At 74.8% G+C, this 26,044-nt stretch carries 17 protein-coding genes; 4 read left to right on the top strand and 13 right to left on the bottom strand.

The genetic code is table 11. From position 1 onward, the window contains the following. The first annotated feature begins 10 nt into the window (after positions 1 to 10). Positions 11 to 1,387 (top strand): serine/threonine-protein kinase, encoded by a 1,377-nt coding sequence (locus HGB54_RS05400; RefSeq protein WP_228545969.1) that lies wholly within the window; start codon positions 11 to 13, stop codon positions 1,385 to 1,387. Further along, positions 1,384 to 1,887 carry a hypothetical protein gene (locus HGB54_RS05395; RefSeq protein WP_168915534.1) on the top strand — a complete coding sequence of 168 codons (504 nt, stop codon included), beginning with the start codon at positions 1,384 to 1,386 and terminating at the stop codon, positions 1,885 to 1,887. The genes HGB54_RS05400 and HGB54_RS05395 overlap by 4 nt, the downstream gene beginning before the upstream one ends. Here HGB54_RS05395 and HGB54_RS05390 read toward each other — a convergent pair. The 3 genes from HGB54_RS05390 to HGB54_RS05380 all read right to left on the bottom strand — a co-directional run bounded on the left by HGB54_RS05390 (position 1,884) and on the right by HGB54_RS05380 (position 4,573). Then, positions 1,884 to 2,969: a 1-deoxy-D-xylulose-5-phosphate reductoisomerase gene (locus HGB54_RS05390; RefSeq protein ID WP_168915533.1), complete on the bottom strand. Its 1,086-nt coding sequence runs from the start codon at positions 2,967 to 2,969 to the stop codon at positions 1,884 to 1,886. The genes HGB54_RS05395 and HGB54_RS05390 overlap by 4 nt on opposite strands. 41 nt (positions 2,970 to 3,010) lie before the next feature. Beyond that, on the bottom strand, positions 3,011 to 4,024 hold the full coding sequence (locus HGB54_RS05385) for an FKBP-type peptidyl-prolyl cis-trans isomerase (protein ID WP_168915532.1): 1,014 nt from the start codon (positions 4,022 to 4,024) through the stop codon (positions 3,011 to 3,013). 63 nt (positions 4,025 to 4,087) lie between these two features. Further along, positions 4,088 to 4,573, bottom strand: coding sequence for an OsmC family protein (locus tag HGB54_RS05380; RefSeq protein WP_168915531.1), 486 nt, complete (start codon positions 4,571 to 4,573; stop codon positions 4,088 to 4,090). Positions 4,574 to 4,626: 53 nt separating this feature from the next. On the opposite strand from HGB54_RS05380, the gene HGB54_RS05375 reads away from it, so the two are divergent. After that, positions 4,627 to 5,625 carry an asparaginase gene (locus HGB54_RS05375; protein WP_168915530.1) on the top strand — a complete coding sequence of 333 codons (999 nt, stop codon included), beginning with the start codon at positions 4,627 to 4,629 and terminating at the stop codon, positions 5,623 to 5,625. A gap of 60 nt (positions 5,626 to 5,685) precedes the next feature. Here HGB54_RS05375 and HGB54_RS05370 read toward each other — a convergent pair whose 3' ends face one another. From HGB54_RS05370 to HGB54_RS05355, 4 genes are read right to left on the bottom strand one after another with little or no spacing between them, the layout of a single operon-like run. Next, positions 5,686 to 6,483, bottom strand: coding sequence for an ABC transporter permease (locus tag HGB54_RS05370; protein ID WP_168915529.1), 798 nt, complete (start codon positions 6,481 to 6,483; stop codon positions 5,686 to 5,688). Next, positions 6,480 to 7,394, bottom strand: coding sequence for an ABC transporter permease (locus HGB54_RS05365; protein WP_168915528.1), 915 nt, complete (start codon positions 7,392 to 7,394; stop codon positions 6,480 to 6,482). Before HGB54_RS05365 ends, HGB54_RS05370 begins: the two co-directional genes overlap by 4 nt. Before the next feature lie 3 nt (positions 7,395 to 7,397). Then, the gene (locus tag HGB54_RS05360; protein WP_168916833.1) at positions 7,398 to 8,597 is read right to left on the bottom strand and encodes an ABC transporter ATP-binding protein; all 1,200 of its coding nucleotides are present in this window, start codon (positions 8,595 to 8,597) and stop codon (positions 7,398 to 7,400) included. A gap of 44 nt (positions 8,598 to 8,641) precedes the next feature. Further along, positions 8,642 to 9,847: an ABC transporter substrate-binding protein gene (locus HGB54_RS05355; protein ID WP_168915527.1), complete on the bottom strand. Its 1,206-nt coding sequence runs from the start codon at positions 9,845 to 9,847 to the stop codon at positions 8,642 to 8,644. A 249-nt stretch (positions 9,848 to 10,096) separates the two neighbouring features. Here HGB54_RS05355 and ald point away from each other — a divergent pair, with 249 nt between their 5' ends. Next, positions 10,097 to 11,212 carry an alanine dehydrogenase gene (gene ald / locus HGB54_RS05350; RefSeq protein ID WP_168915526.1) on the top strand — a complete coding sequence of 372 codons (1,116 nt, stop codon included), beginning with the start codon at positions 10,097 to 10,099 and terminating at the stop codon, positions 11,210 to 11,212. Between the two features lie 13 nt (positions 11,213 to 11,225). Here the strand turns inward: ald and HGB54_RS05345 are convergent, their stop codons facing one another. The 6 genes from HGB54_RS05345 to HGB54_RS05320 all read right to left on the bottom strand — a co-directional run bounded on the left by HGB54_RS05345 (position 11,226) and on the right by HGB54_RS05320 (position 26,043). Beyond that, positions 11,226 to 13,868, bottom strand: a complete 2,643-nt coding sequence (locus HGB54_RS05345) for an FtsK/SpoIIIE domain-containing protein (RefSeq protein ID WP_168915525.1) — start codon at positions 13,866 to 13,868, stop codon at positions 11,226 to 11,228. Between the two features lie 93 nt (positions 13,869 to 13,961). After that, a complete protein-coding gene (locus tag HGB54_RS05340; protein WP_168915524.1) occupies positions 13,962 to 15,287 on the bottom strand; it encodes a zinc-ribbon domain-containing protein in 1,326 nt (441 codons plus the stop codon). Next, the gene (locus HGB54_RS05335; protein ID WP_168915523.1) at positions 15,284 to 17,647 is read right to left on the bottom strand and encodes a transglutaminase-like domain-containing protein; all 2,364 of its coding nucleotides are present in this window, start codon (positions 17,645 to 17,647) and stop codon (positions 15,284 to 15,286) included. The genes HGB54_RS05340 and HGB54_RS05335 overlap by 4 nt, the downstream gene beginning before the upstream one ends. Continuing rightward, positions 17,641 to 19,068, bottom strand: a complete 1,428-nt coding sequence (locus HGB54_RS05330; protein ID WP_228545967.1) for a DUF58 domain-containing protein — start codon at positions 19,066 to 19,068, stop codon at positions 17,641 to 17,643. The genes HGB54_RS05335 and HGB54_RS05330 overlap by 7 nt, the downstream gene beginning before the upstream one ends. Further along, positions 19,065 to 20,033 carry an AAA family ATPase gene (locus HGB54_RS05325; protein ID WP_168915522.1) on the bottom strand — a complete coding sequence of 323 codons (969 nt, stop codon included), beginning with the start codon at positions 20,031 to 20,033 and terminating at the stop codon, positions 19,065 to 19,067. Before HGB54_RS05325 ends, HGB54_RS05330 begins: the two co-directional genes overlap by 4 nt. 88 nt (positions 20,034 to 20,121) lie before the next feature. Continuing rightward, positions 20,122 to 26,043: a fibronectin type III domain-containing protein gene (locus tag HGB54_RS05320; protein WP_168915521.1), complete on the bottom strand. Its 5,922-nt coding sequence runs from the start codon at positions 26,041 to 26,043 to the stop codon at positions 20,122 to 20,124. Position 26,044 lies beyond the last annotated feature (1 nt).

Genomic DNA, 26,044 nt, shown 5'->3' with positions numbered 1-26,044 from the left:
CTCAGGGGTCGTGCAGGAGACCAGGAACGACAGTGCCGCGACGGACGGGCGCATCGGCGAGCTCGTCGCCGGGCGGTACCGCGTCGAGCGCCTCATCGGCCGCGGCGGCATGTCGACCGTGTACGAGGCCGCCGACGAGAACATCCCCCGCCGCGTCGCGCTCAAGGTCTTCCGCCCCGAGCTCACCGACGACGACGACATGCGCCGCCACGAGGGCGAGGTCGGTGTGCTCGCCTCGCTCAACCACCCCGGCCTGGTGACGCTCTTCGACGCCGTCGCCGACGAGGACGGCAGCGCCGTGCTGGTGCTCGAGCTCGTGACCGGCAACGACATGCGCACGGCGATGGATGCCGGACCGCTGCCGGGCGAGGAGGTCGCCGTCATCGGCGCCGCCGTCGCCGATGCGCTCGCCTACAGCCACGACCGGGGCATCGTGCACCGCGACGTGAAGCCGGGCAACATCCTCGTGCCCGAGCGCGCGAGCGCCGACACGGGCGCGCGGGCGAAGCTCGCCGACTTCGGCATCGCGCGCCTCATCGACGAGACCCGCATGACGGCGACGGGCTCGGTGCTCGGCACCGCCCACTACCTCAGCCCCGAGCAGGCGGTCGGCGGCGCCGTCGGCCCCGCGAGCGACGTGTACAGCCTCGGCCTCGTGCTGCTCGAGGCGCTCACGGGCGAGCGCGCCTTCCCGGGCTCGGGCGTCGAATCCGCCGCGGCCCGCCTCGCGCGCGACCCGATCCTTCCCGCGCGGCTCGCGCCGGTGTGGGTCGAGCTGCTGCGCGGCATGACCGCCCGCGAGCCGGATGCCCGGCTCAGCGCCCGCGAGGCCGCCGAGCTGCTGCGCACCGCCGCGGCGATCCCGGCGCTGCCCGCCTCCCCCGACGAGGGGCTCGACCCGACGCTGCGGCTGCCCGTCGCCGCGCCGGCGACCGGCTCCGACGCGCCCACGGCGGCGATGGGCGCCGCCGGCGCCGACCCCTCGGTCGGCGCGGCCGCGGCCGTCGCGGGAGTCACCGCCGCGACCGAGGTCATGGGCTCCTCGCTGCCCGCGCCCCCGCCGCCGGCAGCGGGCTCCCGTCCGGAGCCCGCTGCCGCACCCGCTGCGACGTCGTCCCGGCTCACCGCGCCGACGACCTCGGCCCCGGGGTCCGCCGCCGACCGCCCCGAGACCGGCGCCCTCACCGCACTGCGGCGGCGCCCGATCGTCACCATCGTGGGCGCCGCGGCCTCGGTGCTGGTGGCCGGGATCGCGCTCGCCGCGCTCTACGGCGCGACCACCGGCTCGGCGACCCGCATCGATGCCGAGAACCCGCCCGAGTACGCCGTCGTCGACGGCACCCTCGGGGAGCACCTGGAGCAGCTGCAGAGGAGCGTGGAACCGTGATCCGCCGCACCGACCGACCCCGTACCGTACTGCCCGCCCTCGTCATGGCCGCCGTCCTCGGTCTCACAGGCTGCGCCGGCTCGGCCTACGACGCCGAGACCGCCCGCGCGCTGCAGGAGCGCGTCGCCGCCGTGAGCACCGCCGCCGCAAGCGAGGACTGGCCGACGACCGAGACCGAGCTCATGGAGCTCGAGACCGAGACGCAGACGGCCCTCGCGCGCGGGGAGATCACGCAGGCCCGAGCGGACGCGATCATGGCCTCCGTGGCGCTCGTGCGCGCCGATGTCGACGCCGCCCTCGAGGCGGAGCGCGTCGCGGCCGAGCAGGCCGAGGCCGAGCGCATCGCCGCCGAGGAGGCGGCTCGCGCCGCGGCCGAGGAGGCTGCCCGCGTCGCCGAGCAGGAGGCCGCCGCTCAGCGAGCGGCCGAGGAGGCGGCTCGGGACGAGGAGCGCGGCAACGGGAACGGCAAGGGCAAGAAGAACGACGAGGACGACGACTAGCCGATGCCGCGGGCGATGAGCGCGTCGGCCGCGGCCCGCGCCGCCTCCTCGGCACCGAGCACGCCCGCGAGCGTCATCGGCTGGGGCTCGTGCGCATCCACCACCGCGGTGACGACGTCGAGGATCCCGAGGTAGCCGATGCGACCGTCGTGGAAGGCGTGCACGGCCTGCTCGTTCGCCGCGTTGAAGGCCGCCGGGTAGGTCGCCCCGGCCTCCCCCACGCGCTTCGCGAGCGCGACCGCGGGGAACGCCTCCTCGTCGAGGGGCGCGAAGGTCCAGGTGCTCGCGGTGGTCCAGTCGAGCGGCGCGCCGACGCCGGCGACGCGGTTCGGCCAGTCGAGCCCGAGCGAGATGGGCAGGCGCATGTCGGGCGGCGAGCACTGCGCGATCGTCGAGCCGTCGACGAACTCGACCATCGAGTGCACGATCGACTGCGGGTGCACGGTCACGTCGATGCGGTCGTAGGGAACGTCGAAGAGCAGGTGCGCCTCGATGACCTCGAGGCCCTTGTTCACGAGGGTCGAGGAGTTGGTCGTGATCACGCGCCCCATGTCCCAGGTGGGATGCGCGAGCGCCTCCTGCGGAGTGACGCCCTCGAGCGAGGCGCGATCGCGACCGCGGAACGGGCCGCCGCTCGCGGTGAGCACGAGCCGACGGACGTCGGCATGGGCGCCCGCGAGGAGCGCCTGCGCGATGGCCGAGTGCTCGCTGTCGACGGGCACGATCTGCCCCGGGCGGGCGCGCGAGGTGACCAGCTCGCCGCCGACGATCAGGCTCTCCTTGTTCGCCAGCGCGAGCGTGCGCCCCGCGTCGAGCGCCGCGAGCGTCGGGGCGAGGCCGACCGAGCCCGTGATGCCGTTGAGCACGACGTCGCAGGCGACGTCGCGCACGAGCGCGGCGGCCTCCTCGGCCCCGAGCGCGACGTGCTCGACGCCGAACTCCCGCGCCTGCCGCTCGACCAGCTCGCGGTTGCGGCCGGCCGCCAGGCCGACCACGCGGAACCGCTCGGTGTTCGCCGCGACCACCTCCAGCGCCTGGACGCCGATGGAGCCGGTCGAGCCGAGGATGATGATGTCGCGCATGGTCTCATCCTGCCCGACGCGAGCCGGGCATCCCGCCCCCGCTACTGGGCGGCGAGGATGTCGACGACGAAGACGATGGTGTCCTCCGCGCCGATGGAGCCGTCGGGCGTGCCGCCGGACGGGCCGTAGCCGAGCTCGGGCGGGATGACCGCGATGACCTGGCTGCCGACCTGCTGGCCGACGAGCGCGTCGCGGAAGCCGGGGATGACGCCGCTGGTCGGGAAGCTCGCGGGCTCGCCGCGCTCCCAGCTCGAGTCGAAGATCTCGCCGGTGTTGAGGTTCCAGCCCGTGTAGTGCACGACGACCGTGGCGCCCTCGGCGACCTCCTCGCCTTCGCCCTGGATGAGGGTGGCGAGCTGGTAGCCGTCGGTGGGCACCTCGTCGGGGATCGTGATGGTCGGCTCGCCGTTCTCGGCCAGCTCGACCGCCGGAAGGCCCTCGGGAGCGTCCTGCGGCTCGCCCTCGGCGCGCTCGAGCGGCTCGGGCGCGATGCCGATGATGTCGGCGACCACGACGAGCGACTGCTCGGCCTCGAGGCCGAACTGCGGCTGGCCCTCCTCGCCGAAGGCGTCGGCGGGCGGGATGACGCCGACGACGCGGGAGCCCTCGGTGACGCAGCCGATGGTCTTCGAGAGGCCCGCGAGAAGCTGCGAGTCGGTGTCGACGAGCACGGTCACCGGCGGCTGGTCGCCGAAGCCGGTGGTCTCGATCTCCTCGCCGGTGCCGCCGTTGACGATCGTGTAGTGGATGGTGAGGGTGTCACCCTCCTCGATGGCGTCGCCCTCGCCCTCGACGAGCACCGTGCGCTCCGTCTCGGCGGGCTCGAGCGGCGCGTCGAAGGTGATGGTCGGCAGAGCGCCGGCCTCGCCCTCGACCGTGATCGCGTCGGAGGCGGTGCCCGCCTCGGTGGGCACGCACTCCTCGGCCGCGGTCTCGCCGTCGACCTCCGCATCGGAGTCGGCGGGGGCGCAGGCCGCGAGGCCCGCGACGAGCGCGAGGGAGAAGAGGATGGCGGGGGTGCGGCGCACGAGATGTCCTTTGCTGTCGGCGAGCACGAAGTCCCCATCCTCGCACGGGCCGGCTATGCGGGCCCTCCACGGCGGCCGGGCGCCGGCGGGCTATGCACCGGCGATGCGGATGCTCGGCTCGTGCCGCACGGGGAAGTTCACCGAGTTCGCGATGAAGCACAGCTCGCTCGCCCGGGCGTGGGCCGCCTGCGCCCGGCGCGCATCCCCTTCGTCGTGATGGGCGGCGAGCGTGACCACCGGCCGCAGGGTCGCCTCGATCAGCCGGCCGCCGAGGCCCTCGGTGCGGAGCGTGCCGGTCGCGGAGTCCTCGTAGGCGACGACGACGAGCCTCTCGGTGGTCGCGACGTGCAGGTAGCTCAGCAGGTGGCACTGGGCGAGGGCCGCGACGAGCATCTCCTCCGGGTTCCAGCGCTCGAGCTCGCCGTGGAAGGGACGCGCTGCGGAACCGGCGATCGCGTGGGTCTTGCCCGCGGCCCGCACCTCGTGGTCGCGGCTGTAGGCGCGGTAGCCGGTCGTGCCGCCCTCTCGCGCGCCCGTCCACTCGACGTCGACGGCGAAGCCGTGCTCCCGGTCCATGACGCTCCTCCCCCGCCGACGCCGTGCGCGCCGCCGGATACGCTCGACCCATCATGCCCTCCGACGCCCTCGCCTCCGCCGCCCCTGCCCCCCTCGACGTCGCCGGCAGCGCCGAGCTCGCCGTGATCGAGCGCTCGGGCTTCGTCGAGTCGCGGCACATCGGCGCCGCCGTCGTCGTCGACGCCGAGGGCCGCGTGCTGCGCTCGGTCGGCGACGCGCGGGCCCTCGTGTTCCCGCGGTCGACGCTCAAGCCGGTGCAGGCGCTCGCCGTGCTCGGCACCGGCGCCCGCTTCAGCGATGAGGAGCTCGTGCTCGGCACCGCCAGCCACTGCGGCTCGCCCGCGCACCTGGCGGTCGTCGAGGGGATGCTCGCCGCCGATCACCGCGACGCCGAGGCCCTGCAGTGCCCCGCGCAGTGGCCGCTCGGCTCGCGCGAGCGCGCCGCCCGCCAGGCCGCAGGCCTCGGGCCCGCGCGCATCACCATGAACTGCTCGGGCAAGCACGCGGCCTTCCTGCGGGCGAGCGACGCGCTCGGGGCGGACGCCGGGAGCTACCTCTCGCCCGAGCACCCCCTGCAGCAGCGCATCGTCGCGACGATCGAGGAGTGGACGGGCGAGCCCGTGGCGCACTCCGGCCTCGACGGCTGCGGCGCCCCGCTGCACAGCACGAGCCTCGTCGGGCTCGCCCGCGCGATCGCCCGCATCGCCGGCGGGGCGGACGCGCACGCCGCGCGGCTCATGGCGGCCGTGCAGGCCGAACCGTGGGCGATCGACGGGCCCGGCCGCGCCAACACCGAGGCGATCGAGCGCCTGGGCGTGCTCGCCAAGATCGGCGCCGAGGGCCTCGTCGTCATCGGCACCCCGAGCGGGCACGCGGTGGCGGTCAAGGTGCTCGACGGCTCCATGCGCGCGACGACGCCCGTGGCCCTCGCCCTGCTCGTCGCCGAGGGGCTCGTCGACGCGGCGGCCGCGGCCGAGGTCGTCGCCGCCGGGCAGGAGCCCGTGCTCGGCGGGGACGTCGTCGTGGGCGGGCTGCGCGTCACCGCCGTCTGAGGCGGGAGGAGCATCCCGCCGCCGGCGACGGCCGCCGCAGCGACGGCCGACGCCGCCCGGTCAGCCGGTCTTCGCGAGCCGGCGCCGCCGCGCCGCCGCGCTGAACTGCGCGATGAGTACGAGGGCGATGGCGAGGAAGAACACGCCGGAGGCGATGACGTTGGCCTCGGGTGGGATGCCGCGCGCCGCCGCCGTGTAGATGTACGAGGGGAAGGTGACGTCGGCGCCGCGGTTGAAGTTCGTGATGATGAAGTCGTCGAAGCTCAGCGCGAAGGAGAGCAGCGCCGCCGCGATGATGCCGGGCAGCAGCAGCGGGAACGTGATGCGCCAGAACACGAGCGACGGCGAGCCGTACAGGTCGCGGCCGGCCTCCTCCAGCGCGGGGTCCAGGCTCGCCACCCGGGCGCGCACCGTCACGACGACGAAGCTGATGCAGAACATCGTGTGGGCCAGGATGATCGTGCCGATGCCCTTGCTCACGCCCGCCTGCAGGAACTGCGCCGCGAGGCCCGCGCCGAGCACGACCTCGGGCGTCGCCATCGGCAGGAACAGCAGCAGGCTCGTCGCCGAGCGGAACCGGAACCGGTAGCGCACGAGCGCGAGCGCGATCATGGTGCCGAGCGTGGTCGCGAGCACCGTCGCGACGACGCCGATGAGGATGCTGTTGCCGAAGGCCTGGCAGACGCCCTGCGCCTCGCACACCGTGAACCAGTTCTCGAGCGTGAAGCCGCGCCAGACGATGTTCGTGCGGCGCGCGTCGTTGAACGAGAACACGATCGTGTAGACGATCGGGATGAGCAGGAACGTCAGCGCGATGGCGGAGTAGATCCAGATGCCGTACTTGCCGAAGCCCCTCACAGCAGATCGTCCGTTCCGCTGCGCTTCACGTAGAAGCTGACCAGCACGAGGATGACGGCCATGAGGATGATCGAGAGCGAGGCGGCCGCCGGGAAGTTCTGGAGCACGAGGAAGTTCGCCTCGATGACGTTGCCGATCATGGCCGTGTCGGTCGACCCGAGGAACTCGCGACTGGCGTTGATGTAGTCGCCGGAGGCCGGGATGAACGTCAGCAGCGTGCCCGACATGATGCCCGGGGCCGCGAGCGGCAGCGTCACGCGCAGGAAGGTCTGCGCGGGGCTCGCGTACAGGTCGCCGCCCGCCTCGACGTAGCGCAGGTCGAGCCGCTCGAGGGAGGTGTAGATCGGCAGCGTCATGAAGGGGATGAAGTTGTAGGTGATGCCGAAGATCACCGCGAAGGCGCTGCCGGTGATGGCCGTTCCCTCGGGGAGGATCGACAGCGAGGAGAGGAACCCGACGACGGGGCCCTCGTCGGCGAAGAGCTGCTTCCACGCCAGGGTGCGCAGCAGGAACGAGATGAAGAACGGCGCGATGACGAGCACGAGCGCGAGCGCCTGCAGCAGCGGGTAGCGCCGCAGCGTGATACCGATGAAGTAGGCCAGCGGGAACCCGATGAGCAGCGCGCACAGGGTCGCGAGCGCCGCGTAGCCGAAGGAGCGCACCGCCTGCACCCAGTACTGGTCGAGCACCGCGACGTAGTTCTCCCAGCGGAACGCGTTCTGGAAGGTGCCGAAGAGCACCGGGTCGGGCTCCTGCAGGCTCGTGATGACGAGCGAGATGAGGGGCACGAGGAAGAACAGCCCCAGATACAGGATGCCCGGCAGGAGCAGCAGCAGCGCGATGGGGCTGCGGCGACGGGCCGCGGGCTCGACCGGTGCCGCGGTCGCCGTGCCGAAGGCGCCGAAGGCCATCGCCTACGCCTCTTCCAGCTCCGCCGCGAGCGCCTGGCGCTTCTGCGTGGCGAGCATGCTCGTGTCGGTGTCGTCGTCGAAGCGCACGGCCGTCGCGGGGTCGTCCTCGAGCCCGAAGCCGTGCTCGACCGCCCAGCTCAGCCAGACCTCGTCGCCCGCGTGGGCGAGCGAGGAGATCGAGGTGTTCTGCGCGAAGACGGTGAGCGCTCCGAGGCCGGGCACGGTGACCTCGTACTGGGTGCTCACGCCGCTGAACGAGACGTCGGTGATGCGGCCGGGGCCGACCACGTTGCGTCCGCTCGACTCGGCGGGAGCATCCCCATGCAGCGTGACCTTCTCGGGGCGCACCCCGATGGTGACGCCGCCCGCGTGCCGCTGGGCGCGCTCGCGCGGCACCTCGATCGCGCGGCCCTGCACGTCGACGACGATCGAGCGGCCGCTCGACGACGAGACCTGGCCGGTGAAGAGGTTGGACTGCCCGAGGAACGTGGCGACGAAGGCGGTGCGCGGCAGCTCGTAGAGCTCCTGCGGCGGGCCCATCTGCTCGATCTCGCCCTTGTTCATGACGGCCACGACGTCGGCCATGGTCATGGCCTCCTCCTGGTCGTGCGTGACGTGGAGGAAGGTCAGGCCGACCGTGCTCTGGATGTCCTTCAGCTCGATCTGCATCTGCCGGCGCAGCTTGAGGTCGAGCGCGCCGAGCGGCTCGTCCAGCAGCAGGAGCGCCGGCCGGTTCACGATCGCGCGGGCGAGCGCGACGCGCTGCTGCTGCCCGCCGGAGAGCTGCGCGGGCTTGCGGGCGGCGAGGTGGTCGAGCTCGACGAGGCGCAGCGCCTCGTGCGCGAGCGAGGTCGCGTCGGCCACCTTGCGCCGCTTCAGCCCGAAGGAGACGTTCTCGATGATCGTCATATGCGGGAACAGCGCGTAGCTCTGGAACACCGTGTTGACGGGGCGCTGATACGCCTTCGTCGCGGTGACGTCCTTGCCGCCGATGAGGATGCGCCCCTCCGTCGGCTCCTCGAGCCCGGCGATGAGCCGGAGCGTCGTGGTCTTGCCGCAGCCCGAGGGGCCGAGGAGGGCGAAGAACGAGCCCGCCGGGATGGTCAGGTCGAGCTTCTCGATCGCGGTGAAGCCGGGGAAGCGCTTGGTGATGCCCACCAGTTCGAGGTCGGCCCCCGCCTCGGCGAAACCGCCGTGGGGCACGTCGCTGTTCGTCACCAGGGTGACTCTCCTTCGAGTAAGAGGGCTCAGGACCCGAGCAGCACGCTCTGGAAGGCGGACTGGAACTCGTTCTCCTCCTGCGCCGTGAGGCCGCGGAAGATCGAGGTCGTCGCGAGCGTGTCGGCGTTCGGGAAGATGAGCTGGTTCTCGGCGAGCTCGGGATCGATGGCGATCGCCGCTTCCTGAGCGCCCTCGACCGGCGTGATGTAGTTGACCCACGCGGCCACCTCGGCGGCGACCTCCGGCTGGTAGTAGTAGTCGATGAGCTTCTCGACGTTCGCCTTGCGGGTCGAGCCGATCGGCACGAGGAAGTTGTCGTTCCAGAGCGTGCCGCCCGCCTCGGGGATGACGAACTTCCACTTCTCGTAGCCCGCTTCGAAGTTCAGCACCGTGATGTCGCCCGACCAGCAGATGGCGGCGAGGGTGTCCTCGCTCACGAGGTCCTCGGTGTAGGCGTTGCCGCGCACGTTGCGGATCTGCCCGCTGTCGACCTTCTCGCGGAACACGTCGAGCGCCGCCATGAACTCGTCCGAGCTGAAGTCGCCGGCGATGTCGACGCCGTTCTGCAGCATGATGAGGCCGATCGTGTCGCGCATCTCGCTGAGCACGCCGACGCGGCCGGAGAGGTCGGGGCGCCAGAGGTCCTCGACCGAGCGCACCTCGTCGGTGAGGTCGGTGTTCCAGGCGATGCCGGCGAAGCCGCCCTGCCAGGGCAGCGAGTGCACGCGGCCGGGGTCGAAGGAGGGGTTCTGCAGCGCCTCGACGAGGTTCGCGGCGTTGGGGATGTTCGCCTTGTCGAGCTCCTGGGTGTAGCCGAGCTGGATCCAGCGCGACACCATCCAGTCGGTGAGGCAGACGGTGTCGGCGCCGATGTCGTCGCCGAGGGCGAGCTGGTCGCGCACGGTCGCGAAGTAGGAGTTGTTGTCGTCGACGTCGATCAGGTAGTTGACCTCGATGCCGGTCTCCTCCTGGAACCGCTCGAGCGTCGGGTAGCCGCCGTCGTCGTCCTCGTCGATGTAGAAGGACCAGTTCGCCCAGTTGAGCGTGGGGTCGTTCGCAGAGTTGTCCTCGGCGGCGGTGACCTCACCGGGGCCGGTGGAGCAGGCGGCGAGCGCGAGAGCGGTGGCCCCGGCCCCCGTTCCGGCGAGCATCGCGCGGCGGCTGACCTGCGCACGGCGGGCCTGCGCGATGAGGCTGCGGATCATCGGGTCTTCGGGAAGCGGACGGTGCATGGCGCTGCTCCTTCGGCGAGGGAGGTACGGCGGTGTACCCGGCGGTGATGGTGGGTCGATACTGGCATACGGCATCGGGTCACGCACCACGGAACGGCCGAATCGGCCATTCTGAAACATGAACGTCACGAAATCAGCACAAAAGTCGACGAATCGGTGCGGAATCCATCGTCCTCGCCCGCTACGCTGATTCCGCAGCGCAGCGTGGCGCCAGGATGCCGCGCGTGCGCCCTCGATCAGGGAGAAGTCATGAGAATCGCGGTTCCGTCTGAGGTCAAGAACAACGAGTTCCGGGTCGCCATCACGCCCGCGGGCGTGCACGACCTCGTGGGCGGCGGGCACGAGGTGATCATCCAGTCGGGGGCCGGTCTCGGCTCCTCGATCACCGATGACGAGTACGCGGCGCAGGGCGCGCGCATCGTCGCCGACGCCGCGACCGTGTGGGGCGAGGCCGAGCTGCTGCTCAAGGTCAAGGAGCCCATCGCCTCGGAGTACGGGCACTTCCGCGAGGGCCTCGTGCTGTTCACCTACCTGCACCTCGCCGCGGAGCGCGAGCTCACGCACGCCCTCGTCGAGAGCGGCGTCACCGGCATCGCCTACGAGACCGTGCAGCTGCCCTCCCGCGCCCTGCCGCTGCTCGCGCCGATGAGCGAGGTCGCCGGCCGGCTCGCGCCGATGGTCGGCGCGACGGCGATGATGCGCCCGAACGGCGGGCCCGGCCTGCTCGTGCCCGGCGTGCCCGGAACCCACCCCGCCGACGTGGTCGTGCTCGGCGGCGGCGTCGCGGGCACGAACGCGGTCGCGATCGCCGTCGGCCTCGGCGCGCAGGTGACCGTGCTCGACACGAACCTGCAGCGGCTGCGCGAGATCGACGCCCTGTACGCCGGGCGCGTGCGCACGATCGCCTCGAACGGCTACGAGATCGAGCGCGCCGCCGTGCGGGCCGACATGCTCATCGGCTCGGTGCTCATCCCCGGCGCGAAGGCGCCGAAGCTCGTGAGCAACGAGCTCGTCTCGCGCATGAAGCCGGGCAGCGTGCTCGTCGACATCGCCGTCGACCAGGGCGGCTGCTTCGCCGATTCGCGGCCGACGACGCACGCCGAGCCCACCTTCGCCGTGCACGGCAGCATCTTCTACTGCGTGGCGAACATGCCGGGCGCCGTGCCGTCGACGTCGACCCACGCGCTGACGAACGCGACGATGCCGTACGTGCGCGCGATCGCGACGCACGGCTGGGCCGAGGCGCTGCGGGCGGACCCGGCCCTCGCGCTCGGCCTCAACACCCACGCCGGCGCGGTGACGAACGAGCCGGTGGCGCGCGCGCACGACCTCGCGGCCGTGACGCTCGAGGACGCGCTGGCGTGACCCTCGGCTCGCTCTAGCCGAGGGCCGCCCAGCGCGCGCGGCGCAGCGGCTCCCCCGCCTCCGCGATCCAGACCTCGTCCGCGGCCCCGGCCCGCCGGGGCGGGAGCGTGCTGCGCTGGCCGAGCAGCATGCGCACCTCGGCCTCGGCCACGTCGGCGAGCACGACGGCCCCCTCCCGGCGCGCCCGCGCCAGGGCGCCCCACGCGGCCTGCCACGACTCGGCGTCGGCGATCGCGATCGTCGGCGAGCCGACGGCGGCGGGTGGGCGCTCGAGGTCGACCGGTGCCGGCCCGAGCAGCATCGCGGGATCGAGCGCGCCGACGATGCCGCCCTCGGCGAGCCGCTGCTGGAGCGCCCGGGGGCGGGCGGCGACGACGGCGACGGGGCCCGCGGAGGGCGTCCACTCCTCGATGAGGTCCGCCGCGGCGGGCGGCAGCGGGGCGGGGGCGAGGCCGACCTGGACGAGCGAGCCGTGCCATCGGCCGCGCCCCGGCGGGGCATCCCGATTCCACGGCCCGCCCGCGCCGGCGAGGCGGTGCTCGTCGAGCGAGGCGGCGCGCAGCACCAGCACCGAGTCGAAGCGGCCGACGGCGGAGGCCGGCAGCCCGTGCAGGGAGCGGACGCTCGCCGCGAGACCGCCGCCGGCGGCGCGGAGCATCCGGAGGGCCCCGTCGAGGCGGTCGAGCAGAGCGGGGGCGCCCTCGCCCGCGGCGGCGAGCAGCACGTCGAGATCGTCGATGAGGAGCAGCCGCGCCGAGGCGGTCGGGGCGGCCGTGCGCTCGGGGCCGCTCGCCGGACCGTCGGAGCGGTGACCCTCCCGCGCGATGCCGTGCTCGAGCACCGACCATGCCGCAGCGGGCTCGACCGGCAGCACGACGACCGCGGTGCCCGCGCGCTCGGCGGAGGCGGCGAGCGCGGCCAGGGCGGTGCTGCGCCCGCTGCCGCTCGCGCCGACGACGAGCAGGGCGCCGTCGCGCCGCGGGCTCCACCGCGCGACGGCCCGACGCTGCTCGTCGGGGTGGTCGAGCAGCCCGAACGGCCAGCCCTCGGCCGCCGTGATCGCGGGGTCGGGGTCGGCCGGCAGGGGAAGCTCGAGCGGGAGCGGCTCGACCCACGGGCGCTCCGCCGCGGGGGACGCGCGATGCCGCTCCCCCACCGCCCGGATGTCGGCGGGCGCCACGCGGGCCACCTGCACCGCGACCGCAGCCGCCCCGGCGGCCACCACGGCCCGCCCGACCGGTGCGGCCTCGATGCCCGAGACCGACGCCCCGAGCAGAGTGCGGCTCTCGCCCGCGGCGGTGACGCGGAAGAGGATGCGGATGGAGCAGTTGGCGAGCACGGCGTCGCGCACCACGCCCGCGGGACGCTGCGTGCAGAGCACGAGGTGGATGCCGAGGGAGCGCCCGCGCGCCGAGAGATCGGCGAAGAGCGCGGGCAGCTCGTCGACCGACTCGACGAGAGCGGCGTACTCGTCGACGACCACGAGCAGTCGGCTCATCGCGCCGGGCGGCAGCTCGGCGATGTCACGGCAGCCGTGCTCGAGCAGCAGGCGCTCGCGGCGGCGCAGCTCGGCGCGCAGGCTGCGCAGCGCGCGCTCGGCGGCCTCCGGCGCGAGATCCGTCATGAGGCCGACGACGTGCGGCAGCTCGGCGAGGCCCGCGAACGCCGCCCCGCCCTTGAAGTCGACCAGCAGCACCGACTGCTCCCGCGGGGCGGCCGCGGTCGCCCAGCCGAGCACGAGGGTGCGCAGCAGCTCGCTCTTGCCGCTGCCGGTCGTGCCGCCGATGAGCGCGTGGGGGCCGTCGGCGACGAGGTCGAGGTGCACCGCCCCGCCCTCGCCGATGCCGATCGGGATGCGGGCGGGCCGCGGACGCTCGGGAGGCGGCAGCTCGGCGAAGCGCACCGACGCCGGGATGCTCGGCGCCCGCTCGACCGGGCGCAGCACGGCGATCTCGAGCGCGCTGACCGGTTCGAGCCGGAGCTCGATCGGGACGGCGGCGGGCAGCTCGAGGCGGGCGCGCGTCGCGGAGAGCACCTCGACGACCGCGGCGGCCGGCGACTCGCCGGGGGCGTCGAGGAGCTGCGTGGCGGGAGCCGTGGCGACGAGGCGCCGCAGGTTGTCGGCGGCCGCTCCGCGCCCTCGGACGAGCACCGGCCCGGGCGGGAGCGCCACGGGCAGCGCGGGGTGCACGGCCGCGCGCTCGTGGAGCGCGCGGAGCCGCGCGCCGTCGGCGTCGACGGGGAGGCTGCGCGGAGCATCCGGTGCGCACCTGCTCGGTCGCGGGGCAACCCCGATGCGGACGGGGAGCGGCGCATCGGCGGCGCCCGCGGCGTCGGCGGCGGGTGGCGGGAGCGCGCGGTCGGCCTCGAGCCGCTCAGCCGCATGGGCCCGCTCGATCTCGCGCTCGTACTCGCCGAGCTCCCGGTCGAAGCGCTCCCGCTCCTCCCGACGGTGGCGCCGACCCTGCCGGCGGCCGTCCGCCATCGTCGCGAGCGCGATGAGGGGGCTGAGCACGGCGAAGACGAGCACGAAGGGGCTGCGCACGATGAGGCCGATCGCGATCGCGCCGACGAGCGGCGCGATGACCGCGATGAGGGGGAAGGGGACGCGCGGCGGCGCGGACGGCGGCGCCGGGAGGGGCGGGAGGCGGAGCATCCCGGCAGTGAAGCGGAGCCGGAGGAGCCGGACCCCCGCCGCCGCGCGGTCTCGGGAGAGCGCGGCACGGCGCCCGGTCGGGGAGGAGCCGCGTCAGCTGATGACGACGAACTGCTCGCCGAGGTCGACGCGCGTGCCGCGGACGACCCGGTACCGCTTGCCCGGATCGGCGTAGCGGGGCTCCGCACCCGGCTCGCGGATGATCGTGCCGTTGCCCGAGTGGCGGTCGCTGACGAAGAAGACGCCGGAATCCTGCCCGAACTCCAGGTGGGTCTTCGAGACGGACCGCCCGGGATCGACGATCGTCACGAGGTGGTCGACCACCTCCCCCGGCTCGGAGCGCGGATTGCGGCCGATCAGCCCGGAGCCGACGACCGTGTAGCTCTCGCCGGTGGAGAACTGGAGCACGAAGCGCACCCCCGTCGTCGAGCGCGGCACGAGCCGCGTGCTCTCGACGTCGGGGTCGAGCCGCGGCGGCGGGGCGAGCGGCGGCAGCGGCGGGGCCGGCCGGGGATCGGGGGCGGCGACGGGAGGCTCGGCAACCGGCGGGGCGGATGCGACGGGGGGCGCCGGGGCGACCGGGATCTCGGGGCGCGCGGGCGGGGCCGACGCGACAGCGGGCGCCGGGACGGCCGGGGCCTCGGGGCGCGCGGGCGGCACCGACGGCGGCTCCTCGGCGGGTGTCTCGGCGGGCTGCGCGACCGGCTGCCCGGGCACGGCGACCGCGGAGGCCCCCGTGCTGCGCGCCGCCGGACCGCTCGTCGCGGGTGCCGAGCTGCCCGTGAGCAGGGAGGCCCATCCGGGCAGCGGCGCCGGCACCGGGGCCGGCGGGATGACGGGCTCCGGCGGGATGACGGGCCTGGGGGCGGCGGCCTCGACCGGCCCGCCCGGCGTCCCGGCCGGCGCGTCGGCGACGGGCGCTGCTCCGCGGGGATCGGCAGAGGGCGCGTCGAGCCGCTCGATCACGCGGGTGTCCTGCGGCATCGCGGCGCCGCACTCGGCGCAGAAGAGGTCGTCGCGCTCGCCCTCGGTGCCGCAGGAGCCGCAGACGACGGGCGGGGCGACCGGCGCGGGCCGGGCCGGCGGGACGGGCGAGCCGCCGACGGGCGGAGCCGCGGGCTCGGCGGGCGCGGGCTCGGCAGGAGCATCCGCCCCCGTCTCGGGATCGAGGGGGCCCGGGGCGTTCGCCGTCCCGATCGGCGCCGCAGCAGTGGCCGGCACAGCGGGCTCGGACGGCTCCTCCGGCTCCGGCGGCGTCGCCGGCGTGATCGACAGCACCTCGCTCGCGGAGAAGACCGGCGCCGCGGCGCTCAGCAGCACGGGCGGCACGACGGGCGTGCGGGCGGCGACGGAGCGGCCGCAGGATCCGCAGAACATGGCGATCGGCGGCAGCGTCGCGCCGCAGTGGCGACAGATCATCGCGACGCTCCTCCCCTGGGTCGTGCCCCTCCAGGGTATCGGCGCAGCGAGCGGGTCGAGACGGCGGCGCGCCACCGCTCGCGGCGGGTGCCGTCGACGGCGAGGGATGCCCGCACCGCGTCGACCGCCTGCCACACCTGCTCGACCTCCGCCGCGGGGGGCTCCTCGGGCGCGTAGTCCGCGCGGTCGGCGACGCGCGCGAGGACGGCGGCCTGGGGCCGCCCGATCGCGAGGGCGAGCTCGCGCCGCGTGCCGCCCGCGGGCAGCTCGATGCCGCGGTCGACGGCGCTGTCGGTGATCTCGCGCCAGCCGGCCAGGATGCGGCGCGCGGGATCTCCCCTGCGGCGGCGTCGGCGCCGGCGGCGGGCCTTCGCGGCGACGATGCCGATGAAGGGCGCCGAGAGCAGGCCGAGCACGAGCAGCACCGCGCCCGCGATGCGCGCGATGAGCAGCAGCAGCTGCAGGAGCGAGTCGTCGACGGGCGCCTCGCCCGGCTCGATCTCGGGGGGCGCCTGGTCGTCGCGCACGGGCGGATCCTCGAGCGGGGGCTGCACGGCGTTCTGCGGCCGGGTGACGGGGATGGGCTCGTCGGGCTCGGCGGGCGGGATCTCGCGCTCGGGCGGCATCACGTCGATCGGCACCCAGCCGATGCCCTCGGCGTCGACCTCGATCCAGGCCGTGAGGTCGCCGCCGCGCAGCACGAGGTCGCCCGCGCCGGCGGGCGCGTAGCCGAGCACGACGCGGGAGGGGAACCCCGCCTCGCGGGCGAGCAGCGCCGCGGCGGCCGCGTACTGCTCCGCGTCGCCGAGCATGGGGCGCGCGGTGACGAGCTCGGCCAACCGGTCGAGCGAGTGGCCCGAGCGGCTCGGCGGCTCGTCCTCGCCGACGCCGTGCGAGATGTAGCCCTGCTCCTGCAGGGCGTCGATGGCCGCGGCGAGCCGGGGGCCCGGCCCCTCCGCCTCGACCGCGACCGACTGGAACCAGGTGCGCAGCTCGTCGGGCACGGCCGTGATCGCGGGCACCCGCGCGGCGCCGGGCGCGAGCTCGGCGGGGTCGACGGCAGCGGACTCGGGCTGCAGCGCGGTGAGCCGGTACGCGCGCCCGGCATCCACCCCGCCGATGAGCGCCGCGGTGCCCGTGACGTCGTTGACGACGAAGCGGTCGCGCACGTCGGCCGCGTCGTCGCCGGCGAAGCCGATCGCGGCGAACTCGCCGATCGTCGGCAGCCACGGCCCGATGGGCTGCTCGACGACGACGTCGACGACGATGCGGTCGCCCGCGATGCCGGTCACGTCACGACGGGTCGGAATGCGCTCGAACCGGCCCGACGCCGCATCGACCTGCTCGCCGCCGACGGCGAACACGACCCCGTCGTAGCTGTCGAGCGTCGCGACCCGCAGCCGGGCGCCGGAGGGCAGGCCCGCGACGAGCACGGCCGGGGCATCGACCGCCGCGGGCAGGAAGGCGGTGCGATAGGCCGCGAGGGGGCTCGGCAGCGCGCGGGGGTCGAAGGGCGGCTCGGTGAGCGATCGCAGCACGGTGCGCGGCTGCTCGGGCGGCGCGACCGCGACGGCGGCGGCGCCGATGCCGCCCGCGGCGAGCAGCACGACGAGCGCCCCGACGACGGGGCGGGCGACGGCGGCGCGCCCCGGTCGGGCGGCCGCGCCCGCGGCCCCGGCCGAGCCCGGCGCCGCGCCCGAGCGCACCGCGTCGGCGCGCCGGTGGCGGCCCTGCACGACGAGCCAGAGCAGCAGCACGACGGCGAGGCCGACGGCGGTGCCGGCGGGCAGCGGGGCGCGCTCCGACCCGAGGGCGACCGCGAGCGCGAAGGCGAGGAGCGGCACGAGCGCCGCGAGGGCGGGCCGGCGCGTGCGCAGGGCGATGCTCGCCGTCAGCACCGGCCCGGCGTAGAGCAGCACGAGCGCGGGGACGAGCAGCGCCTGGTAGTCGGCGACCGGCAGCTCGATGGTGACGAGCTGGCGCCAGCCGAGCACGACGCCGCTGACGAGCTCGAGCAGCCCCTGCGGCTCGGGCAGCACGCCGTAGAGCGCGCGGCCGGGCACGGCGAGGGGAACCCCCACGATGACGAAGATCGCGACGGCGGCGAGCAGCACGCCCTCGCCGCGCCAGCGGGCGAGCAGCACGCCGACGACGAGCAGCACGCCGAGCGGCACGGCCACCGCGGCGAGCAGCAGGAAGGAGGGGTGCTGGTAGATCGGCCAGAGCGCCGCGGCGACGGCGGCCCAGGCCAGCACGGTGAACACCGCGGCGGAGACGAGCACGGTCGCGCGCGGCCGCACGACGGGCGGGCGACGGCGCCGGCGCCGGCGGGCGGCGGCCGCGGCCGCGCGGCTCACCACGTCTCGGCCCCCCGCATCGCGCGCCGCAGGTCGGCGAGCGAGCCGATGGTGATGACCGTGAGGGCGCCGAGGCGGCGGCGGCCGGGGATGCGGTCGGGGTCGCACTGCAGCGCGACCACCTCGACGGCGGGCGGGTACGCGGCGGCGGCGCTGCGGAGTCGGGCGGGGGTGACGCTCGAGCCGACGACGAGGAACGCCACCGAGATGCCGCGCGCGTCGTCGCCCGACAGCCGCGCGACGTCGAGGATGCCCAGGGCCGACGGCCCGAACTCCACGAGCGCGAGCTCATCCAGCAGCGCGGTCGGGGTGCGCGTCGTGAGCGGCCGGAGGGCGACGAGGGTGCGCTTGGCGAACTCGGGCGTCACGGCGCTCACGACGACCGAGATGTCGCGGGCATCCCGGATCGCCCTCGTGCCCAGCGAGCCGGCGACGCCGACGGCCAGCTCGAACTCGGCTTCGGAGGCGAAGTCGATGCTCGCGATGCTGAGGGCGACGACGAGGTGCGAGCGGCGGGTCTCCTCGTACTGCCGCACCATGAAGGTGCCGGTCTTCGCCGTCGACTTCCAGTGGATGTGCCGGCGGTCGTCGCCGGGGGCGTACTCGCGCAGCGCGTGGAAGGCGAGGTCGCTCGAGGTCAGCTGCCGCGTGGGCTGCCCCTCGAGGTCGCGCACGAGCCCGCTGGAGGTCGAGGGGATGTCGATCGTGCGGGGGTGCACGATGATCTCGGCAGGCTCCGTCCAGGTGATCTCGCGCCGCACGAGCCCGACCGGGTCGGCGCGCACGCTCGAGACGGGGCCGATCACGAGCCGTCCGCGTCGCGTCGTCGGCACGACGATGGCCCGCGTCGCCTCGCGCCCCGCGCCGAGCCCCGGCATCGCGACGGGCACGAGGCCGCGGCCGACCGGCACGTCGAGCACGGCCGAGAAGCTGCGGCGGGCGCTGCGATTGCGCACGTGGATGCTCGCCGCGGCCTCGTCGCCGACGGCCACCCGCGCGGCCGGCGGGTCGAGCCGCACGGCGAGGGGCGTGCGACCGATGAGGAACAGCAGCGCGATGACGGCGAGCACCGCTCCCCCGATGCCGAGCACGACGAGCTCGGCCCAGCCCCAGGCGTACCCGGCGAGCAGCATGAGCGGCACGAGGAGCAGCAGGCTCCAGCCCAGCGGCGTGATGACGGAGGACGCGGCCCCGATCGCGCCCCCCACGCCGGAGCGCACCGCGCGGGCGCTGCGCACCGCCGCGACGAGGGCGTCCGCTCCGACGCCCGTGCGGCTGCCGACGATGCGCGTGCGCGCGGTCGTGACCGTCGAGGCGATGGCGGTGTCCTCGACGAGGCGCCGGGTGCGGTCGCGATCGCGGTCGCGCCCGCGCGTCGAGGTCGTCGACCCGCGCGCCGGGCGGCTGGGGGTGCGCAGGCTCACACGGCGACCCGGTCGCTCGGCGGCGGGGTCTCGAGCAGCAGCTGCCCCATCACGGAGGCCGTCGTGACGCCGTCGAACTCGGCCTCGGTGTCGAGCACGAGGCGGTGCCCGAGCACGGGCTCGGCGAGCGCCTTGACGTCGTCGGGCACGACGTAGTGGCGGCCCTCCATCGCGGCGTAGGTCTTCGCGCAGCGCACGAGGGCGAGCGCCCCGCGCACGCTCGCGCCGAGCCGCACGTCGCTGTGCCCGCGCGTGGCCTCCACGAGGCGCGCGACGTAGTCGGTGATCACCGGGTCGACGTGCACCGTGCGCGCGGCGGCGATGAGGTCGCGCACGACGTCGAGGCCGACGACGGGCTGGATGACGGACGCCCGGGGGCCCCCGGCGCCGTCGAGGATGCGGACGGTCGCCGCGTGGTCGGGGTACCCGATGCCGGTCTTCATGATGAAGCGGTCGAGCTGCGCCTCGGGCAGCCGGTAGGTGCCGGCCTGCTCGATGGGGTTCTGGGTGGCGATGACGAGGAACGGGGCCTCGACGTCGTGCGTGACGCCGTCGATCGTGACGTGCCCCTCCTCCATCACCTCGAGCAGCGCCGACTGCGTCTTCGGGCTCGCGCGGTTGATCTCATCGGCGAGCACGATGGTCGCGAAGACGGGCCCGCGGTGGAACGAGAACTCGCCCGAGCGCTGGTCGTAGACGGTGATGCCGGTGATGTCGCCCGGCAGCAGGTCGGGCGTGAACTGCACGCGCGTGGTGGTGCCCCGGATGCTCTGCGCGAGCGCGCGGGCGAGCGAGGTCTTGCCGGTGCCCGGTACGTCCTCGAGCAGCAGGTGCCCCTCGCTGAGCATGGCCGTGAGGCTCAGGCGCACGACGTAGGTCTTGCCCAGCAGCACCTGCTCGACGTTGCCGACGATGCGCGACGAGATGTCGGCGAACCAGCGGGCCTGATCGGGGGTCATCGTCATGGTCGGGGGTGGCCTTCCGATTGGGGGATGCGGGAGCGGGCGGGCGGTGCGGGGCGCGGCGCGATGGCGGGCGGGCGCGCCCTCATGGCTACCACGTCCACGACCGGTCGTACTCCTCGCCGCCCTCGCGGACGCGGATGAACAGCTCGGCGACCTGCCCGGTGGCGAGGGTCATCTCGCAGCGGCCCGCGTCGGTGTCGATCGAGACGACGGCGCCGCCGCGGCAGCTCTGCTCGACGAGGTCGTAGGCCGCGCCGCGGACGGGGCTCCAGGTGATCACGACCGTGCGCACCTCAGGAGCGGTCTCGGTGAACTCGGCCGCGGGCGCCGCATCGATCGCGATGGCCGTCGGCAGGGCGAAGGGGCCCGACCAGGCGCCGCAGAGCAGCGTCTCGTACTGGCGGCAGGCGCGCACCTCGACCGCGAGCGCGGCGCCGTAGTGCGAGCGGTCGGCCGTCGTCAGCGCGGTGGGCAGGGCGACGACGCCCGACTCGGACCGCACGGCGCCGTCGGCGATGAGACGGTACTGCACGCTGTCGACGCGGCCGCCGTCGGCGGTCGTGACGCCGACGAGCGACGAGTCCCACGGTCCGACGTCACCGCCGCGCTGCCGCTCGGGAGCGTTCACGTCGATCGCGGTGACGGCACCCGGGACGGGGCGGGGCGTCGCGCGCACCTCGGCGGCGGCCGTGCATCCCTGCCCGTTGTAGGCGTAGACGACGACGCGGTACTCCGTGTCGGCGGTGAGGCCGGAGACGGTCGTGCTGGTCGCATCGCCGCCGAGGGCGGTGGCGCCCGCGGGCGGATTCGGCTGGGGCGACCCCGACTCGACGCCGGTCACGGTGCAGCTCGGCGCGCTGCCGCCGTCCGACACCCAGACGTAGTGGGTCTGCACGGACCGACCGTTGCCCGCGAACACCGAGGGCCAGGCGACGTCGACCCGGTGGCCGTTGCTGCCCGTGGCGTCGCGCGAGCCGGTCGCGGTGACCGCGCCCACGACGAGGGGCGGGCCCGCCGGCGTGCCCGAGGCCTCGGCGCTCGTCCAGCGGGTGAGCGCCTCGAAGGAGTCGTTGCGCGCGCTGACGCTCACGCCGTACGCCGTGCCGTTCTGCAGCGCGGCGTCGCGCACCGAGACCGCGTACTCCGTGCCGGCGGGATCCGACGCCGGGGCCGGCACCTCGCGGACGACCGGGCCGACCGTGAGCACGTAGCGGGTGATGGGCGAGGCGGAGGCGTCCTGGGCCGGCTTGCGGAACACGACGCGCAGGCCGCCGTCGAGGGCGATGACGGTCGAGATGATCGGCGCGGGCGGCACGAGGTCGCTCCAAACCCGCTCGGCGAGCGAGGTCGGCGCCGACTCGCCCTGCGCGTTGACGGCGACGACGCTCACGCGCACCGCATTGGAGGAGCCGTTGCCGGGGGTCGGCACCGTGCACGGCGAGAACGCGCACTCGACCTCCGCCGTCTGTGCGCCGTCGGCGACCCGGACGACCCTCACGACGAAGCCCTCGATCGGCGCGTTGTTCGAGGCGCCGGGCTGCCACGAGAGCTCCAGCTGACGGTCGCCGTAGCCCTGCACGCGCAGGTCGGTGACCGGGTCGGGGACGTCCTGCACGGAGACCCGCACGGACGCCCACACGTAGCGGTCGGGGTCGTCGGTCGCATCGGCGACCTGGTACTGCAGGTTGGTGTCGGTCGGAGCCGCCGAGCCGGAGACCGTGACCTCGAGCCGCTGCCCGTCGGCGCTCGGCACGATGCGCACGCCGGCCGGCAGGGATGCGCCCTCGAGCCCGCGGATGGCCACGACGCGCAGCGGCTCGGCGGGGAAGGGATTGCCGGCCTGGTCGTTCTGCAGGACGTCGACGACGGTCGTCTCCCCGCGGGGCGCGATCGCCGCGTCGGCCGCGGGGTTGGGAAGCGGACGCGTCGAGGGCACGACCGTCACGGTGATGCGCCCGGCGGTGCCGACGGCCGCGTCGTCGCGCACCCCGACGGTCACGCTCGCGGTCGTGCCGCGCGCGGTGCCCGCCGGCACGCTCGCGACGAGGGTCTGCCCCCGCAGCTCGACCTCGAGGCCGGACTGCGGCCCGCCGAGCACCGAGAACTCCAGCTCGTCGAGGTCGTCGGGGTACGGGTACGAGGTGATGCGCAGCAGGTCGATCTCCCGCTCGCCGCCGGGCTCCATCTCGATCGCCGCGCCGAGCAGCGCGGGCGGCTGGTTCTCGCGCGGGGTCACCTCGATGGGCAGCACGATCGTGGCCACCCGGCCCTCGGGGGCGTCCGCGCTCGCGCCGTCGGTGACCTCGAACGAGATCGAGGCCGGACCGAAGTAGAGGTCGGCCGAGGTGAAGCGCAGCGTGTCCTCGTCGACGACGAGGGCCGAGCCGTCGGCGTTCGTCGCCCGCACGGTCGCGGTGTCGGTCAGCCGCACGCCGTCGTCCCCCACGGCGATGACGTGGTCGTTGATGTCGATCTCGACGGTCTCCTCGCTCACCACGCGGATGAGGGGGGCGCGCCGGTCGAGCTGCGGCAGGGCGTCGTCGGTGCCGGGCACCCAGATGAAGGCGTAGGCGCGCACGTCCGGGTCGACCGGGTGCTGCAGCTCGAAGGGGATGATCTGCCGCTGCTCGCCGACCGTCACGCGGATGCTGCGGTTCGCGAGCACGCGGGCGCCGCCGCCGTCGTAGCCCGGCACGATGCGGAGCGCGAGATCGGCGATCTCGCCCTCGGCGAAGAAGGCCTGCGAGAGCACGTCGACGTCGATGGTCTCGCGATCGAGCACGTCGGCGAGGGTGAGCACGACGTCGCGGGCGACGGGCGGCGTGAGGGGGGCGTCCTCGACCACGTCGACGGTGACGAAGGCCTGGGATGCTCCGCCCGCCTCGCTCACGATCGTGTACACGAATCCGTACCGCCCCGCCCCCTCCGGCGGCACGACCCGCACGAACTGGTCGTCGACCACCGAGGCGACGGCGGTCGGATCGGAGGACTCCACGGCGCTCACCCGCAGCGCCGAGCCGTCAGGGTCGGTGTCGTTCTCGAGCACGGGCACGAGCACGCTCACGCCGGGCCGCACGACCACGAGGTCGTCGTTGGCGATGGGGTTGCGCGCCCCGTCGAGCCGCGGGCTGATACCGACGCGCACGAGGCCCGAGGCGCGCGCCCCGAGGGCGTCGACGACCGTGTAGCGGAACTCGTCGGTGCCGGCCGAGTACTCCCCCGCCGTGTAGACGATCGTGTCGGCCGTCACCTCGGTGACGGTGCCGCGGGAGGGCGCGGTCTGCTGCCCGACGATCTGCACGGAGTCGCCGTCCGGGTCCATGCCCTCGACGGGGATGCGGATGCGCACGGTCTCGCCCGCGATCACCCGCGCGGTGACGGTGCGCGGCACCGGGGCGGCGTTGGTCTCGAGCGACACCTCGCGCACGCTGATCCGCACGGTCGCCTGCGCCCGCTCGAGCCCGAGCGGCCCGGTGATCTCGTACACCGCCGTGTACTCGCCCGGCTGATCCGGCGCGAGGTAGCGCAGCCGGTCGCCGGCGACGAACAGCAGTCCGGAGTCGCCGTCGAGGCCCTGCGGCAGCACGGGCGAGAGCGTGAGCGGCTCGTCGTCGGGGTGCTCGTCGTTGTCGAGCACGGGGATGCTCACGGCGTCGCCGACGCGGACGGTGATCGCGTCGTCGCGGGCGATGGGCGGTTGCAGGCGATCGAGCGGCGGGATCTCGATGACGGTGATCGTGCCCTCCGCCTCCGCCGTGCCGTTGCTGATGCGGTACCGCACGTCGGTGGGCCCGTCGAGCGGCCGGGTCAGCGAGATACGCACGTCGCGCTGGTCGAGGATCTCGGCCCGGATGCCGCTCGCCGGCGGGACGGACGAGATGCCCGTGACGACGAGCACGCCGCCCGCCGGGTCGACGTCGGCCGTCGCGACGGGGACGATCGCGCTCGAGAGCGTGCGCACGAAGGCGGTCTTGGGCACCGTGATCGGCCCCGCTCCCGCTTCGGGCGGCGGCAGCACGTCGACGCGGACCACGCCGGTCGCCGTCACCTCGTTGTCGGTGACGACGTACTCGAGGTAGTGGGTGCGCACCTCGTCGCTCACGAAGCGGAACACCCCGCGGTCGAGGCTCGGGGTGATCGTCGATCCCTGCTTGGCGGGCACCGCGCTGAGCCGGATCGGACCGGATCCGCCCCGGACGTGCACGAGCGGATCGATGCGCACCTCCTCGCCCGCGTAGGCGGAGACCGCGAAGGGCTCGGCGATGATGGGGGTCTGGCCCACGGGCTGCACGGTCACGGCGAGGGTGCCCGCGCCGCTCAGCACCCCGTCGGAGACCGTCAGCGAGACGGGCCGCAGCTCGCCGGCACCGCCCGCCTCGCGCACGGTGACCCGGCCGTCCGGCCGGAAGGTGACGACGTCGGGCTCGGCGATCGCGGCGTCGGCGAGGTAGAGCGGATCGCCGTCGGGGTCCACCCACTCGGCGAGCACCGCGGCCGTGGCCGTGCCGCCCTCGGCGACGAGGGTCTTCGAGGTGCGCAGCTGCACCGGGGGCCCGTTCTCGCCCGCCGCCCGCACGGTGAGGGTGACGACGGCGCTGTCGCTGCCGCCGCGCCCGTCGGTGATCGTGTAGGCGAAGGCGGTCGAGCCGCTCGCCGAGGCCGCGAGCGCGATCTGCAGCTGCTGGCCGCCGCCGACGACGTCCACGCGGCCGAACGCCGGATCGACCGGCTCCACGGCGCTGATGACGAGCACGTCGCCGTTCGGGTCGCTGTCGTTGAGCAGAACCGGCAGCGGCGAGACGCGGCCGGGCCGGGCGCCGAACTCGTCGTCGACGGCGACGGGCGGCTGCGGGGCGACCTCGAGCTCGGGCGGGGTGTCGAGCTCGTCGAGCTGCGCCTGCTGCTCGTCCTCCTCCTCGACGATGAGCTCGTCCCAGTTGTCGATGAGCGCCCCGTCTGACTGCACGGCCCAGGAGGCGCCGGTGCGGGTGTCGTTGAGCACGGCGCGGGAGCCGCGCACCGCGACGGCGAGCTCCGCCGCCGGGTCCATGCCCTCCAGCTCGAGCAGGATCGGCTCCCGGCCGCCGCACTGCCGCCAGGCGGCGCCGTCGCTCCAGGCCGCGAGCACGCAGCCGTCGACGAGCGCGGGCGCGGCCGGCCGGCCGTCGCGGTCGTCCGCGATGATGCGCACGGCGCCCTCCGCGTCGACGGCGAGCAGACCGGCGGGATGCGCGACGAACAGCTCGTCGCCGCCGGGGGCCGACAGCACCGCCTCCGCGGGCGAGTCGATGAACCCGGAGAGGTCGACGGCGCCGACCGCGGTGTGCAGCACCGCCGTGCGCAGCGAGAGCGCGGCCCAGCGGCCGTCGGCGGTGGTCACGGCGACGGGCTCGTCGGGCTCCACGGGCAGCGGCCAGCGCTCGGCGACGCGGTCGGGGGCATCGAGGCGGATGCGCAGCACCTCGGCCGTGCCGGGGGCGGCGGCGATGAGGCCGAGGCGGGCATCCACCACCACGGCGGAGCCGTCGCCGAAGACGAAGGGCGCGGCCGAGGACGAGTCGAAGTCGGTGAGCAGCGCGCGCGGGACGAGCCACGTCTCGCCCGTGCCCCCGCTGTGCACCACCGTCGTCTCGTCGAGCATCAAGAGGCTCGGCGCGTCGGGCGGCAGCGGGACGGTGTCGGAGACCTCGGCGAGGGCCGCGTCGACGATGTCGGCGGTCGCGTTCGCCGCGTCGACCACGACGACGTCGGTCTCGTCCTGCACGACCGCGAGCGCCGAGCCCTCGCCCGCCACCACGGTGTCGAGCGACCCGAGCTGCAGGTTGGCGCGGCCGACCGCCTGCTGCTCGCCGTTCGCGACCCACACCGAGCCGTCGTTGAGGTCGAGCCGTTCGGCCTGGAAGCCCGGGGCCACGATGGCGAGGGTCGTCAGCACGGCGAGCGCGGTGCCGCCGCCGATGCCGCTCAGCGCGGCGGAGCGGTGCCGCGCGAACCACTGCCGGGCGCCCATG

The sequence above is a fragment of the Microcella flavibacter genome (assembly GCF_012530535.1).
GTDB lineage: Bacteria > Actinomycetota > Actinomycetes > Actinomycetales > Microbacteriaceae > Microcella > Microcella flavibacter.
The sequence above is the reverse complement of the archived record's forward strand: the minus strand, read 5'-3'. Positions and strand labels throughout refer to the sequence as shown.

Excerpts from the sequence above, each read along its gene's own strand:
- HGB54_RS05390 (WP_168915533.1), bottom strand. The coding sequence starts at position 2,969 with ATGCGCGACATCATCATCCTCGGCTCGACCGGCTCCATCGGCGTCCAG.
- HGB54_RS05380 (WP_168915531.1), bottom strand. The coding sequence starts at position 4,573 with ATGGACCGGGAGCACGGCTTCGCCGTCGACGTCGAGTGGACGGGCGCG.
- HGB54_RS05375 (WP_168915530.1), top strand. The coding sequence starts at position 4,627 with ATGCCCTCCGACGCCCTCGCCTCCGCCGCCCCTGCCCCCCTCGACGTC.
- HGB54_RS05365 (WP_168915528.1), bottom strand. The coding sequence starts at position 7,394 with ATGGCCTTCGGCGCCTTCGGCACGGCGACCGCGGCACCGGTCGAGCCC.
- HGB54_RS05355 (WP_168915527.1), bottom strand. The coding sequence starts at position 9,847 with ATGCACCGTCCGCTTCCCGAAGACCCGATGATCCGCAGCCTCATCGCG.
- ald (WP_168915526.1), top strand. The coding sequence starts at position 10,097 with ATGAGAATCGCGGTTCCGTCTGAGGTCAAGAACAACGAGTTCCGGGTC.
- HGB54_RS05345 (WP_168915525.1), bottom strand. The coding sequence starts at position 13,868 with ATGCTCCGCCTCCCGCCCCTCCCGGCGCCGCCGTCCGCGCCGCCGCGC.
- HGB54_RS05340 (WP_168915524.1), bottom strand. The coding sequence starts at position 15,287 with ATGATCTGTCGCCACTGCGGCGCGACGCTGCCGCCGATCGCCATGTTC.
- HGB54_RS05325 (WP_168915522.1), bottom strand. The coding sequence starts at position 20,033 with ATGACGATGACCCCCGATCAGGCCCGCTGGTTCGCCGACATCTCGTCG.
- HGB54_RS05320 (WP_168915521.1), bottom strand. The coding sequence starts at position 26,043 with ATGGGCGCCCGGCAGTGGTTCGCGCGGCACCGCTCCGCCGCGCTGAGC.